This window comes from Bacillus sp. SDLI1, from assembly GCF_001553895.1.
GTDB lineage: Bacteria > Bacillota > Bacilli > Bacillales > Bacillaceae > Bacillus > Bacillus siamensis.
Map to the genome: position 1 here is coordinate 1,350,001 of NZ_CP013950.1, position 13,920 is coordinate 1,363,920.

Genomic DNA, 13,920 nt, shown 5'->3' on the forward strand with positions numbered 1-13,920 from the left:
GATTGGCTTAACCTCGCGGTTTCGCTGCCCTTTGTTCTGTCCATTGTAGCACGTGTGTAGCCCAGGTCATAAGGGGCATGATGATTTGACGTCATCCCCACCTTCCTCCGGTTTGTCACCGGCAGTCACCTTAGAGTGCCCAACTGAATGCTGGCAACTAAGATCAAGGGTTGCGCTCGTTGCGGGACTTAACCCAACATCTCACGACACGAGCTGACGACAACCATGCACCACCTGTCACTCTGCCCCGAAGGGGACGTCCTATCTCTAGGATTGTCAGAGGATGTCAAGACCTGGTAAGGTTCTTCGCGTTGCTTCGAATTAAACCACATGCTCCACCGCTTGTGCGGGCCCCCGTCAATTCCTTTGAGTTTCAGTCTTGCGACCGTACTCCCCAGGCGGAGTGCTTAATGCGTTAGCTGCAGCACTAAGGGGCGGAAACCCCCTAACACTTAGCACTCATCGTTTACGGCGTGGACTACCAGGGTATCTAATCCTGTTCGCTCCCCACGCTTTCGCTCCTCAGCGTCAGTTACAGACCAGAGAGTCGCCTTCGCCACTGGTGTTCCTCCACATCTCTACGCATTTCACCGCTACACGTGGAATTCCACTCTCCTCTTCTGCACTCAAGTTCCCCAGTTTCCAATGACCCTCCCCGGTTGAGCCGGGGGCTTTCACATCAGACTTAAGAAACCGCCTGCGAGCCCTTTACGCCCAATAATTCCGGACAACGCTTGCCACCTACGTATTACCGCGGCTGCTGGCACGTAGTTAGCCGTGGCTTTCTGGTTAGGTACCGTCAAGGCGCCGCCCTATTTGAACGGCACTTGTTCTTCCCTAACAACAGAGCTTTACGATCCGAAAACCTTCATCACTCACGCGGCGTTGCTCCGTCAGACTTTCGTCCATTGCGGAAGATTCCCTACTGCTGCCTCCCGTAGGAGTCTGGGCCGTGTCTCAGTCCCAGTGTGGCCGATCACCCTCTCAGGTCGGCTACGCATCGTCGCCTTGGTGAGCCGTTACCTCACCAACTAGCTAATGCGCCGCGGGTCCATCTGTAAGTGGTAGCCGAAGCCACCTTTTATGTCTGAACCATGCGGTTCAAACAACCATCCGGTATTAGCCCCGGTTTCCCGGAGTTATCCCAGTCTTACAGGCAGGTTACCCACGTGTTACTCACCCGTCCGCCGCTAACATCAGGGAGCAAGCTCCCATCTGTCCGCTCGACTTGCATGTATTAGGCACGCCGCCAGCGTTCGTCCTGAGCCAGGATCAAACTCTCCGATAAATGGATCACAGACTAAGTTCACTGCATCCTGCAGTAACGTCTGTGTGATCCGCATCATGCAGACCTTAGTTTGACTGACTACGCACATCACTGTGCGATTTATTTAAAACTTTGAATTAACAGGTACGTTTTGTCTTGTTTAGTTTTCAAAGATCATCTTCAACCTCATCTTGAGGCGACTTTCTCAGTATAACATTTCAGCGAGTTGCTGTCAAATGTTTTTTTGTTTTTATTTCTCCGCCGCTGTGTGCTTTTTGTCGAAGCGCATCAGCGACGTTTAAAAATATAACACGCCTATAATTCAGCGTCAACACTTTTTTTGAAAGAATATCCTCGATGATATACTTCCTGCCCTTTTGTCTCTATTTGAGATACTTCAATAAAACCTTTTTCCGTCAGGTAATCAAGCATGACACCGAGATCTTGGGTGAAAGGCGCCAGCTCAGGATGCTGGAGCAATTCTCCAAACTGCCACATTTCTTTTTCACTCATAACTTGAAAAAGATGCGCCGAACCGATTTCAGCTTTTGAATGGATGAGAAAATCATTTGCTAAGAATAATAATTCGAGCCTTTTCTCCAAACTTTCGTGACTCTCAACAAGTTCGGAATATAACTTATATACCTGCGGCTCAATATGGCGGACCTGATTCCAGACAGTCGTTTCAGGATAGAACCCCCGGTCAATCACTTCTATGCGGGCCAAGTGGTGAAGAGCATGCACGACCGCATAATATGCATCCAGAAAATGATCAGCTTCAAAAAACGCTTTTCCTTCTACAAACCTTCTGATCAGCTTGCCGTATTCCATTCCGATCTTTAATTTCCGCTCGGCGAAAGGAAAAGTGCTGAGCCGGTCATTGAGTTCAGATATATATTCATTGCGGTCAAACAGCACCTTGCCGTTTATGATCCAATCTATAACTCTTCTATTTGTCCCCAGCAGAATCCATTCCTGGAGCAGGGCATCCGTTACAATATGTAAGGAAGCGGTTTTGTGTTCGAATTCATAATGCTTTATAAAAAGAGGCTCTTCAGCCTGTTTGACAATGACAAGCATGACCGCATCAAAGTTATCTGTGATGGATGATGCTTTGCTCCTTCTCTCAATCATAAGGACGGCCAGCGTATCGGGATGACTTGCTCTTTCTTGGTAAATTGGACGGAGAAGATTGTCCATTACGATTCCTCCAATGCGATTGTTTCACAAGCTTTTGTTTCTACATTTCTATGATAAAACATGAAAGTCCTTTTTTCTAAACACATTGAACTATTATAACAAATTTCCTTTCAGCTGCCATATCTATTCTTCCCTTTTCTTACGAAAACATGAAGAATATGCCATCTGATTTGTGCTATAGTTAAACCAGAGGGGGATGGACATGGCGAAATACTCAAGCAAAATTAATAAGATCAGAACGTTTGCGTTAAGTTTGGTTTTCGTTGGGTTTATCATTATGTACATCGGGCTGTTCTTTAAGCAGTCTGTTTTGCTTGCCAGCTTGTTTATGATTCTCGGCCTGCTGTCGATCGGGCTCAGCACCGCCGTTTATTTTTGGATCGGCATGCTGTCCACAAAAGCGGTCCGGGTGATGTGCCCCGCCTGCGAGAAAGAAACGAAAATTCTGGGCAGAGTAGATATGTGCATGCATTGCAGAGAGCCGCTTACATTGGATAAAGGTTTGGAAGGCAAAGCGTTCGATGAGTCTTATAATAGAAAAAACAGTGTGAAATAAACAAAGCTGACCGTATCAAAGCGGTCAGCTTCGTTTAATGGTTTTCTTTTTTGGAGCATTCTTGGCAGACGCCGTAAATCTCCAAACGATGGTGGCTTACCTTAAACCCCGTTACGTGAGCCGCAAGCTGTTCCACTTCGTCAAGGCCAGGATAATGGAAGTCCACGATTTTTCCGCAGTTTTCACAAATGGCGTGATAATGGTCAGAGGTGACAAAGTCAAATCTGCTGGACGCATCTCCGTACGTAAGCTCCTTTACAAGCCCCGCTTCCCGGAATACACGCAAATTGTTATAAACTGTCGCAACACTCATATTAGGGAATTTCCCTTCCAAGGCTTTATATATATCGTCCGCTGTCGGATGAGCCATAGAGTCCACGAGATATTCCAGAATGGCATGACGTTGAGGAGTAATCCGGACTCCCGTATCCTTCAACGTGTCTAAGGCTTCTTTTAATTCATGTGCAGCCATCCGTCATGCACCTCTCTTCTAAAAAAGATTCTTACTTTATAATGTTTATAATTAGTGTACATCTTTTTCCGGTCTCCTGTCAAATGCAATCTGACGAAAACCCCGTGAGTTCAGCATTTGTCCATTAATTAGACGCAATTTGTTCCAATTCGCGAAGCGCTTCCGCAACATGATCTTTTACTTTTACCTTTCTCCATTCCTTCACGAGACGGCCTTCTTTGTCTAACAGAAAGGTGGAGCGTTCGATTCCCATATATTCTTTCCCAAAATTCTTCTTCAGCTTCCACACATCAAAAGCTTCCGCCAGTTTGTGCTCATCATCGACGAGGAGCTGGAAAGGAAGATCGTGTTTCTGCTTGAATTTTTCATGTTTGTCACGGCTGTCAGGGCTTACTCCGATGATAACCGCATCAAGTCCCGCGAAACTTTCGTGCTGATCACGGAAATCGCATGCTTCCGTCGTGCATCCGGGTGTCATGTCTTTCGGATAAAAATAGAGCACGACGTACTTTCCTCTAAAATCCGTTAATGATACTTTTTCTCCGCTGTCGTTCACTAATTTCATATCCGGTGCTGCTTGTCCGATTTCAATCGTCATTTCTTATACCTCCGGGTTTTTTATTAAGCGTATCCAATTCGCGTTAAGATTACAACCGTTATCCCCCGCTCTTTTCTGGAAGCAAGAACCGTTGTGCTCACATTGAAGCATGCTACAATAGAATATGATGTAAGGAGATATTAGGAGGGTCATTTTTTGTATACAAAATCAGTTGAACTTCATAAAGAAGCGTTAGAGCATATCGTGGGAGGCGTGAACAGCCCGTCCAGATCCTATAAAGCGGTAGGCGGCGGTTCACCAGTTGCGATGGAAAAAGCAAACGGCGCTTATTTCTGGGATGTAGACGGGAATCAGTATATTGATTATTTAGCGGCTTACGGTCCGATTATTACCGGACATGCCCACCCGCATATTACAGAAGCGATTAAAAAAGCCGCTGAAAACGGCGTACTGTACGGAACGCCGACTAAGCATGAGGTCACTTTCGCCAAAATGCTGAAGGAGGCCATTCCTTCACTTGATAAAGTGCGGTTCGTAAACTCGGGTACTGAAGCTGTGATGACAACGATCCGGGTTGCACGCGCTTATACAGGCCGGACAAAAATCATTAAATTCGCCGGCTGCTATCACGGCCATTCTGATCTCGTGCTCGTCGCTGCGGGTTCAGGTCCGTCTACGCTCGGCACCCCCGATTCCGCCGGTGTGCCGAAAAGCATCGCCAAAGAGGTGATTACCGTTCCTTTCAATGACATTGACAGCTACAAGGCCGCATTGGACAAATGGGGTTCAGAAATTGCAGCGGTTCTTGTCGAGCCGATTGTCGGCAATTTCGGCATCGTTGAACCTAAAGAAGGCTTTTTGGAACAGGTCAATGAATTGACCCACAAAGCGGGCGCGCTCGTCATTTATGATGAAGTGATCACGGCGTTCCGTTTTATGTACGGAGGCGCGCAGGATCTTCTCCAAGTAAAGCCTGATTTAACGGCGCTCGGAAAAATCATCGGAGGCGGGTTGCCGATCGGCGCTTACGGAGGCAAAAAAGAGATCATGGAGCAGGTCGCTCCGCTCGGTCCGGCATATCAAGCCGGCACGATGGCCGGGAATCCCGCATCCATCTTATCAGGTATCGCCTGTCTGGAAGTGCTGAAGGAAGAAGGCGTTTATGAGCGGCTTGATCAGCTCGGCGCCAGACTTGAGCAAGGCATTCTCGCCCATGCGGAGACACATGGCATTACCATTACCGTCAACCGTTTAAAAGGCGCGCTTACGGTTTACTTCAGTGATGAAAAAATCGTCAATTATGAGCAGGCGGAAAATACGGACGGAGAAGCATTTGCCAAGTTCTTCAAGCTGATGCTAGAACGCGGGATCAATCTCGCCCCGTCGAAGTATGAAGCTTGGTTTATCACAACCGCACATACTGAAGAAGATATCGACGCCACTTTAAAAGCGGTTGAAGATGCGTTCAGACATATGAAAAAATAACTGCTGAAACAAGCGGGAGCCCGGGGCTTCCGCTTTTTCTTTTTGTCCGATTTGTGAGATAATGGTTTTTTCAAAAAAAGACCTTGAATAATTGGTATGATCCCTGTATATTACTTTATTGTTTAGCAAATAAACCGACAGGGAAATGTAAGTGTCAGCCGTTCGTTCGGCACATAATTTATTAGAGAAAGGAATGCACGCACAAACCAATGAAACTTGGTGCCCGCATTTTTAAAACAGGGATTGCGATTACGCTCGCCCTCTACTTAGCATCATGGATCGGACTTCCGTCGCCGATCTTTGCCGGGATTGCAGCTATATTTGCCATACAGCCCTCTATTTACAGGTCTTTTCTTATCATTATTGATCAGGTGCAGGCAAATATCATCGGCGCTGTCATCGCTACAGTATTCGGACTGATTTTCGGACCGAGTCCGATTATGATCGGATTGACCGCAGTCATTGTCATTACGATTATGTTAAAACTGAAAATTGAACACACCATTTCGATTGCGCTCGTTACGGTTATCGCGATTTTGGAAACACCGGGAAACAGCTTCCTGACGTTCGCTCTGATTCGAACAAGCACCGTTATTTTAGGCGTGCTGTCTTCCTTTATTGTGAACCTTGTGTTTCTTCCGCCGAAATACGAAACGAAACTGACTCATCATACGGTTGAATATACCGATGAGATCATGAAATGGATCCGACTGACCATGCGCCAGTCGACGGAGCACTCGATATTGAAAGAGGATATTGAGAAGCTGAAGGAAAAGATGATGAAGCTTGACCATACGTATCTCCTTTATAAAGAAGAGAGAAGCTACTTTAAGAAGACGACGTATGTAAAGTCGCGCAAGCTTGTTTTATTCAGACAGGCCATTATTACGGCGAACCGGGCGCTTGATACGCTGAAAAAGCTGCATCGCTATGAAAACGAGATTTATCATATGCCGGAGGAATTTCAGGAGACGCTGACAGAAGAAATTGATTATCTGCTTCATTGGCACGAAAGAATTTTGATGCGGACTGTCGGCAAGATTAAGCCGCATGATGACGATGCTGAAGAAAGCATAAGATATAAACAGCTTTTGACGAAGTCTTTCTTGAAAAATCAGCAGAACTGTGAGGATGAACTGCTTGATTACAATATGCTCAGCATTATGGCTGCGGTTGCGGAATACCGCGAGCAGCTGGAACATCTTGATACACTGATTACGAGTTTTCAGACATACCACCCGAAAGACAGCGAATTAGAAACAGACGATGATGAGTAACCCGGTGCTAAGAAGAACCGGGTTTTTTGTATAAAAAAACATATGCCGCCCATTCGGTCGGCATAAGTTTTTCAGTCAATTTAAATTCTGGATCGTAAATAAATGTCTGTACTGGCCGTCCCGCGCCATTAATTCTTCGTGCGTGCCGGTTTCAATGACGGAGCCGTTTTCCATGACGACAATTTTATCCGCATGCGTAATCGTGGACAGCCTGTGGGCGACGATAAATGTCGTCCGGTTTTTCGCAAGCTTGTCCATCGCTTCCTGAATGTAGTGTTCACTTTCAAGATCAAGAGCCGATGTCGCTTCATCCAAAATCAGCAGCGGCGGATTTTTTAAGAATACACGGGCGATCGAAATCCGCTGCTTCTGCCCGCCTGACAATTTGACGCCCCGCTCGCCTACTTTGGTCTCATAGCCTTCGGGGAAACCCATAATAAATTCATGGGCATTTGCCGCTTTCGCAGCCGCAACCACCTCATCCAGAGACGCTCCCGGTTTACCGATGGCGATATTTTCACGAATCGTCTCACTGAACAGAAATGTATCCTGAAGCACCATTCCGACTTGATTGCGGAGGCTTCTCGCTTCATAATCGCGAATATCTGTGCCGTCAATCAGCAGGCTGCCGCCGGACACATCATAAAAACGCGGTATGAGGCTGACAAGCGTCGATTTTCCGCCGCCGCTCATCCCGACAAGCGCAACGGTCTCCCCTTTTGTCACCTTTAAGGAAACGTCCCGCAAGATCTTTTCTTTCCCTTCTTCATAGGAGAACGAGACATTTCGGAATTCAACCTCGCCTTTAATGCCGTCAGCTTTGACGGCATTCGGTTTATCAGTCAATTCATACGGCTCGTCGATAAATTCAAATATGCGGTCCATTGAAGCAATCGACTGGGTCAGCGTCGTCGATGAGTTGATCAATCTTCTGACCGGATTGTACATTCTGTCAATGTAACCGACGAATGCAACCATTGTTCCTACTGTCAGCGGGCCGTTTATGACAAAATAGCCCGCAAACGCGATAACGAGCAGCGGCGCTAAATCCGTAATGGTGTTTACGACCGCAAATGTTTTGGCGTTCCAATTCGTATGACGGATCGCTTTGTCCAGAAAATGTCCATTTTTCTCATCAAAATTGGCTTGTTCATAATTCTCAATGGCGAAGCTTCTGATAACGGGCATCCCTTGAACTCTTTCGTGCAAATGGCCCTGCACCTGAGCGAGAGCCTGAGAACGCTCGCGTGTCAGTTTTCGGAGACGGCCGTAAAAGTATTTCACTGAAATTCCGTATAACGGAAATAAAATGACAGATATCAGTGTCAGCTTGATATCGAGTGTGAACATAATACAGATGACGATCAGCACCGTCATCATATCAAGCCAGATATTCATCAGTCCCGTTATGACAAAGTCTTTTGTCTGTTCGACATCATTTATCACCCGGGAAATGACTTCGCCTGTCCTCGTATTGGCATAAAACCGCAGGCTCAATTTTTGAATATGGTCAAACAATACTCCTCTGATATCGTAGAGCACCCGGCTGCCCGTCCATTGCGCGAAATATTGCCGATAATACTCTACCGGCGGACGCAGAACTAAAAACAGCACGAACATGATGCCCATAATCGTGAATAGTGATGACGTTTTAGCGCTTGCCGTTCCGCTCCCTTGAATAATGTCGTCGACTACGTATTTTAACAGAAGCGGGAGAGCCAGCGGGATGGAGAATTTTATAATACCGATACACACTGTGATAAAGATTTGTTTTTTATAAGGTTTTACAAATTGCATATAGCGTCTGATTACGCCCACACTTTATCCCCCTCTCTCTTTAAGGCGTGTGAGCCCATGTGAAAAACCTGTTGACACCCCAACAGGTTTTTATTATATTCTTTATTTTGTATAGCGCAGATACCGTTCATACCACATATCAACAAATTCCGGAGCAAACGGTCCTTTCCGCTGATGAATCCAGTGCAGCAGCGTATTCAGATACTCCTTCAGAATGCTGTCGATCTCTTTAGGGTAATTCATTGATTTGCGGTGATCATCGTATTCATCTTCGTCAAGAATGTTATACGTCATATCCGGAAACACCTTGACATCCAAATCGTAATCAATATATTTGATGGCCTCCCCGTCATAAGCGAACGGCGAGCTGATGTTGCAATAATAGTGAACCCCGTCATCTCTCAGCATTCCAATAACGTTAAACCACTGACGGGCATGAAAGTAGCAGATCGCCGGTTCTCTCGTCACCCACGTCCGTCCGTCGGATTCGGTCACCATTGTCCGGTCGTTAGCTCCAATGATACACAATTCCGTACTTTTTAAAATCGTCGTTTCATTCCAAATTCGATGAAGCAGCCCGTTATGCTTATAGCTGTGAATTTGAATGGTTTCTCCTTCCTTGGGATATCCCATATTTCTCCCCTACTTTCTGTAAAGCCCTGCAGTCAATGCAGCCGCAATTGCTTTCCGACAAGTCTTTTCACTATTATACCGTTACGAATTAAAAAATGAAAATAAAAGAACCACTCCGCTTCCGGAATGGCACATTCATTTCTGCACATAGGAAGACGGCTTTTCCGTGCTGCGATAAGACTGGATGACTTGCTCTGTCTGCCTTTGGAATAACTCCTGTATGCCGGCCAGATCTTTTCGCTTTGTCGCAATTTCGTCCTGTACATTGTCCAGCTTCGCATCTCTTTCCAGACTGATGAGTTCCGCCTCCACCTGCCGGCAGCGGTCGAGTTCTGACTGCAGCTCGAGAAGCTGATCCATGATCTTCATCTGTTCACTTACAAGCTTTTCAAACTCTGACATCGGGTTCCTCCTTAGGCTTTTAGGTTGATACTCCTTACCATTTCGATTTTCTGCAGGAAAACCCTTTGACTCATTCTGTAGAGGAATCACAAGTTTTGTCGTTTGGATAAAAGAAAAAAGCACTTCCACCCGAAGATGAAGTGCTTTTTTGTTTCAGTGATTAGCTGTTTTGCTGTTTGTTTTGTTCAGCAGATTGGTTTTGCTTTCTTACCTGCTGTGCATCAGTTTCACTGCCGAATTCAGTGCCGTATTGACCTTGACCGGAAGCTGATTGCTGGTTTTGTTTTTTCACCTGCTGAACGTCTGTTTTGCTGTATTTTGAGTTTGCCATTGTTATCACCTCCACGCACTTTAGAATGTGCAGGAGGTGTTAAGGCTATTCATGTTTTTTAAAAACTTATACGAGCAGAGAGCGTCCGCCGTCGATAATGATGGTCTGGCCGCGGATCATGTCCGCTTTTGAAGAAACTAAAAACTCCACCGTATCGATCATATCTTTAATTTCGACCATTCGTCCGGCCGGCGTATTTTGGCGGGCATCTTCAAGCAATTCGTCTCTGTTAGGGAAATGCTTCAGCGCGTCCGTATCAATCGCTCCGCCGGAAACCGCGTTTACGATGATGTTTTTCGGAGAAAGCTCAACCGCCAGGTAACGGGTTAACGCTTCTAAAGCGGCTTTTGAGACACCGACCGTCGTATAGTTCTCAAGATAGCGGATGCTGCCGAGCGAGCTGATGCTGACGATGTGGCCGCCTCCGTTTTTCTCCATCAGCTTTGCCGCTTCCTGAGCGCAGAAAAGCAATGCTTTCGCGTTGATATTCATCGTCCAGTCCCAATGTGTTTCTTCGAGTTCCATGACCGGTCTCAGCACACCTGAAGCCGCGTTATTGACGAATACGTCCAGTCTGCCGAATGTTTCGTCGATCTGGCGGAACATGTCTTTAATTTTTGCCGGCTGGCCGACATTGACTTTAATGACGAGCGTTTTAACGCCGAGTTTCTCAATTTCTTCGGCTGTTTCTAGTGCCGCTTTTTTACTGCGGGCGTAATTGATAACGATGTTGTAGCCTTTTTCCGCGAGTCTGATGGCTGCCGCTTTTCCGACGCCTCGGCTGCTTCCTGTGACCAGTGCGCATTTATTTTGTTCCATTTTTCCTCAGCTCCTTGCTGCGTATAGTTCTTTTCATTCAACAAACAATAAAAGCAATAATTGTTGAAAGGGGTCTTTTTATATGTATGTCGGACGTGATATGGGCGAATTGGCTATGATGCCCAAACAAGATTGGAAAGATTCAGAGCTCGCCTATTTCCACCATGCCTTCCAGCAAATTATGCCGTATTTAAACGAGGAAGGCCAGTCCAAATACCGGGAACTGATTCAGGAAATCGAAGCCCGCGGCGGACTGAAACGGAATGAGGCGGATTACAGCCACGGCACGCGCGTCAGCTATGACTGACGCTTTTTACCGGCGGCCGCTCTCGTCCGCCATTTTCCAAATCTTTTGATGGGAAACGGGAAAAGCATATTCCCCGAGTTCCTCTTTTGTGACCCGTATTAATTCTGATGTATCCGACACTTGTTTTACTTTACCGAAAAAGACCGAAATATTCCAGACGAGATGAGTAAAAACATGCTCAACGATGCCTTCCAGCTCCCCGATTTCAGCGGTTGTTCCCATCTCTTTTTCTAAAAAGGCTTCAAGCTGCTCTCTTTCGGTTTTGATTCCTTTTTGGGTTTCGGTGTTCGGAAACTCCCACAGATTGGCGAGCAATCCTTTTGGCGGCCGTTTATGAATATAGACATTGTCCTGGTCGTCTGTCAGCACAACGGCTGCCATTGTTTTCACCCCGGGTTTTTTCTTTTTGCTTTTGACGGGCAGCTCCCGCTCTGTCCCTTCCGCAAATGCCGAACAGTGCTTTTGCACGGGGCACAGCAGACAGGACGGCGATTTCGGGGTGCAGATGATCGCGCCGAGCTCCATTAAACCCTGATTGAATTCAGAAGGTTTTTCATGAGAAATGAATGCGGATACCGCCTGTTCGAAAATGGTTCTCGTTTTCGGTTTTGCGATATCGTCCCATATGGAAAGAATTCTCGACATGACACGCATCACATTGCCGTCTACGGCCGGAATCGGCTTGTTGTATGCGATGCTGAGCACGGCGCCTTTTGTATAAGGGCCGACACCTTTCAGTCCGCCGAATTCCTTTTCCCCGTCAGGAACGACTCCCCCATACCGCTCGTGTACTTCTTTTACGGCGCTTTGCAGATTTCTCACACGGGAGTAATAGCCTAACCCTTCCCAGGCTTTGAGCACTTTTTCCTCATCGGCTTCAGCGAGCGCCGAGACGGTCGGAAATTGCTCAAGAAACCGTTGGAAATAAGGGATGACGGTATCTACGCGCGTCTGCTGCAGCATGACCTCTGACACCCACACCCGATACGGGTCCTGATTTTCTCTCCACGGCAGAATTCTCTGTTCTCTTTCGAACCATGTAACTAAGTCCTCACGAAATGCGTCTATATCTTTTTGTTTCAATTTTTCTTCAAGTGCGTTCATATCTTCTCCTCAGATGTTTCGGGTCCCGCTTTTCTTGACACTGTATTTTGGTGTAAACTAAGGGCACGTTACGATAATATGTTACATTAAATAGTGTAATGCCGATGCTTATTAAATGATTATTTCAATAATCAAGAAACCCTATTATATCAGTGTTCCGATGTTTTTTTAAGTGTACTATGCTTTGTAAATTATAGTATAACACCTTAAACATTTGGGGGGATTGGGGGATATTGGGGGGATTTTAAGAGGACAGGCGCACCATATTGCCCCCGATTAATCACAAACATAGAACGCCATGAGCGCAAAAAAAAGCCCTGTCCGGGGCTTTTTTTATGTGCCTACTGGTCGCTCTGCTAATTTTAGAGTACCCACCGGTCGCTCTGTTATCTTAACATCCGATGATGCATGATTAATTTTGACTACAGCTAAACCACTTAACGCAACGAAGGTTAGAGCTGCACAAAGAATAATTTTTTTCAATTACAATCCCTCCAGGTGCCTCATTTTCTTCTCGGCTAAAATAGCATGTTTAGAAAATTCCAGCGCCTCTTTAAAGAGTCCATGCTGCTCACAGTGTTCTGAAATAACCAAAGAAAGATCAAAAACGCTATCAAGGTCATTTACTTTATATAAATAAGAAATACCACCTCGACAAGTTTCAATGCTTTTCCTCTGATCCTGCTGCAGAAGTCCGTAAATAATATTTATTTTAGCCTCATACACCTTATTCTCTTTTCGTTTAAAATATTCCTTTGTCTTTTTATAATAATATGGAATTTTATTTACATCCCCTATTTTATAAAGCTCTTTCAAAAACATATACAGGGAATTTATATAATAAACCGATTCTCTCCACTCTTTATTTCTGATGGCCTTTTTCAAAGCATTTATACAGTCTTGGGGACGGTTTGCTGCAGAATATGTAATACTTAAATTATGATGTATTAAAGCGGTGAAAAGCGAATCGTGAAGAAGTCTCGAAATTCTGATTGCTTCTAAATAACTTTCCTCTGCTTTTTCGTAGAGTCCTAAATCAGTGTAGTTTTGGCCAACAATCATAAGAGACGTGGCAAGCTTTCGTTTATAGCCTTCATTTTCTCTATAAATTTGTAGAGCATCATTGATATAATTCAAAGAAATTAGACTCTGCCGCAGCATCATGTACATAGATGCCACTTTCGAATAAAATTCAGCCCGCTCTATACAATCGGGTATATCTTTCAATTTTTTCTCTGCTATTTTGAACAAAGTAATTGCTTTCTCAAAATTTCTTTTGTGCGACTCATATAACGCTTCAAATAGAAAGAAATAATATTCAATCATGTGATCTGTTTTTTTTATTTCATCAGCGTGGTTTTCATTAAAATATGAATGGGGCGGCAGCTCCTCCCCTTTCACCTGGTACAAAAGCATTTTATGTCTTTCTTCTAATAAAGAATAATACATCAAAACTTCCTGATCCTCTTCCATTTCATCAAACAATGGTTTGATCTCTTCAAAATATTTCTCAGCAGACTCCGTGTCTTGTTGTTTTATCGCGATATACCAATCATTTAATATATTTGCAACACATTCAGAAGCCAGTTTACTCATAAGATAAACCCCTCTTTCTACAAATATTCTAAATTTTCTCAAACAACATTCTAGCATACGTTTAGCATAATATGTAATATATAGAAATAATTTTCGATATACCGCAATTCTTATT

At 45.1% G+C, this 13,920-nt stretch carries 14 protein-coding genes, 1 rRNA gene and 1 pseudogene (1 of these 16 only partly in view); 4 read left to right on the forward strand and 12 right to left on the reverse strand.

Going from position 1 to position 13,920, the window contains the following annotated elements:
• Both AUL54_RS06230 and AUL54_RS06235 read right to left on the reverse strand, forming a co-directional pair.
• Nucleotides 1-1,288 (reverse strand): 16S ribosomal RNA (locus AUL54_RS06230); it reaches 261 nt to the left of the window's first position.
• A gap of 294 nt (nucleotides 1,289-1,582) precedes the next feature.
• On the reverse strand, nucleotides 1,583-2,467 hold the full coding sequence (locus AUL54_RS06235; protein WP_016936703.1) for a nucleotidyltransferase-like protein: 885 nt from the start codon (nucleotides 2,465-2,467) through the stop codon (nucleotides 1,583-1,585).
• Between the two features lie 202 nt (nucleotides 2,468-2,669).
• On the opposite strand from AUL54_RS06235, the gene AUL54_RS06240 reads away from it, so the two are divergent.
• Nucleotides 2,670-3,023, forward strand: a complete 354-nt coding sequence (locus tag AUL54_RS06240) for a YgzB family protein (protein ID WP_007408568.1) — start codon at nucleotides 2,670-2,672, stop codon at nucleotides 3,021-3,023.
• A gap of 34 nt (nucleotides 3,024-3,057) precedes the next feature.
• Here the strand turns inward: AUL54_RS06240 and perR are convergent, their stop codons facing one another.
• Both perR and bcp read right to left on the reverse strand, forming a co-directional pair.
• Nucleotides 3,058-3,495: a peroxide-responsive transcriptional repressor PerR gene (gene perR / locus AUL54_RS06245; protein ID WP_013351502.1), complete on the reverse strand. Its 438-nt coding sequence runs from the start codon at nucleotides 3,493-3,495 to the stop codon at nucleotides 3,058-3,060.
• Between the two features lie 124 nt (nucleotides 3,496-3,619).
• Nucleotides 3,620-4,093, reverse strand: coding sequence for a thioredoxin-dependent thiol peroxidase (gene bcp, locus AUL54_RS06250; protein WP_060963248.1), 474 nt, complete (start codon nucleotides 4,091-4,093; stop codon nucleotides 3,620-3,622).
• 156 nt (nucleotides 4,094-4,249) lie between these two features.
• Between bcp and AUL54_RS06255 the strand changes: the two genes are divergently transcribed.
• Together AUL54_RS06255 and AUL54_RS06260 are read left to right on the forward strand one after the other, a co-directional pair.
• Complete coding sequence (locus tag AUL54_RS06255) at nucleotides 4,250-5,539, forward strand: glutamate-1-semialdehyde 2,1-aminomutase (RefSeq protein WP_016936705.1); 1,290 nt, start codon at nucleotides 4,250-4,252, stop codon at nucleotides 5,537-5,539.
• A 209-nt stretch (nucleotides 5,540-5,748) separates the two neighbouring features.
• Nucleotides 5,749-6,816: an aromatic acid exporter family protein gene (locus tag AUL54_RS06260; RefSeq protein ID WP_016936706.1), complete on the forward strand. Its 1,068-nt coding sequence runs from the start codon at nucleotides 5,749-5,751 to the stop codon at nucleotides 6,814-6,816.
• A gap of 75 nt (nucleotides 6,817-6,891) precedes the next feature.
• Here the strand turns inward: AUL54_RS06260 and AUL54_RS06265 are convergent, their stop codons facing one another.
• From AUL54_RS06265 to fabL, 5 genes and pseudogenes are all read right to left on the reverse strand, one after another.
• Nucleotides 6,892-8,634: an ABC transporter ATP-binding protein gene (locus AUL54_RS06265; RefSeq protein ID WP_049628142.1), complete on the reverse strand. Its 1,743-nt coding sequence runs from the start codon at nucleotides 8,632-8,634 to the stop codon at nucleotides 6,892-6,894.
• A gap of 81 nt (nucleotides 8,635-8,715) precedes the next feature.
• The gene (gene ntdP / locus AUL54_RS06270) at nucleotides 8,716-9,246 is read right to left on the reverse strand and encodes a nucleoside tri-diphosphate phosphatase (RefSeq protein ID WP_003155475.1); all 531 of its coding nucleotides are present in this window, start codon (nucleotides 9,244-9,246) and stop codon (nucleotides 8,716-8,718) included.
• A gap of 135 nt (nucleotides 9,247-9,381) precedes the next feature.
• Entirely contained in the window at nucleotides 9,382-9,648 is a 267-nt protein-coding gene (locus AUL54_RS06275; RefSeq protein WP_003155476.1) for a YgaB family protein, read from the reverse strand.
• A 160-nt stretch (nucleotides 9,649-9,808) separates the two neighbouring features.
• Nucleotides 9,809-9,961 (reverse strand): annotated as a pseudogene (locus AUL54_RS06280) (gamma-type small acid-soluble spore protein); the annotation flags it as partial.
• An 84-nt stretch (nucleotides 9,962-10,045) separates the two neighbouring features.
• The gene (gene fabL, locus AUL54_RS06285) at nucleotides 10,046-10,798 is read right to left on the reverse strand and encodes an enoyl-[acyl-carrier-protein] reductase FabL (protein WP_060963249.1); all 753 of its coding nucleotides are present in this window, start codon (nucleotides 10,796-10,798) and stop codon (nucleotides 10,046-10,048) included.
• 82 nt (nucleotides 10,799-10,880) lie between these two features.
• Here fabL and AUL54_RS06290 point away from each other — a divergent pair, with 82 nt between their 5' ends.
• Entirely contained in the window at nucleotides 10,881-11,105 is a 225-nt protein-coding gene (locus tag AUL54_RS06290; RefSeq protein WP_016936709.1) for a hypothetical protein, read from the forward strand.
• 6 nt (nucleotides 11,106-11,111) lie between these two features.
• On the opposite strand, the gene mutY is transcribed toward AUL54_RS06290, so the two are convergent.
• The 3 genes from mutY to AUL54_RS06300 form a co-directional block, all read right to left on the reverse strand.
• Complete coding sequence (gene mutY, locus AUL54_RS06295) at nucleotides 11,112-12,209, reverse strand: A/G-specific adenine glycosylase (RefSeq protein ID WP_060963250.1); 1,098 nt, start codon at nucleotides 12,207-12,209, stop codon at nucleotides 11,112-11,114.
• A gap of 333 nt (nucleotides 12,210-12,542) precedes the next feature.
• On the reverse strand, nucleotides 12,543-12,692 hold the full coding sequence (locus AUL54_RS21480) for a PhrK family phosphatase-inhibitory pheromone (RefSeq protein ID WP_162885924.1): 150 nt from the start codon (nucleotides 12,690-12,692) through the stop codon (nucleotides 12,543-12,545).
• A complete protein-coding gene (locus tag AUL54_RS06300) occupies nucleotides 12,693-13,805 on the reverse strand; it encodes a response regulator aspartate phosphatase (protein ID WP_060963251.1) in 1,113 nt (370 codons plus the stop codon).
• Between the last annotated feature and the right edge of the window lie 115 nt (nucleotides 13,806-13,920).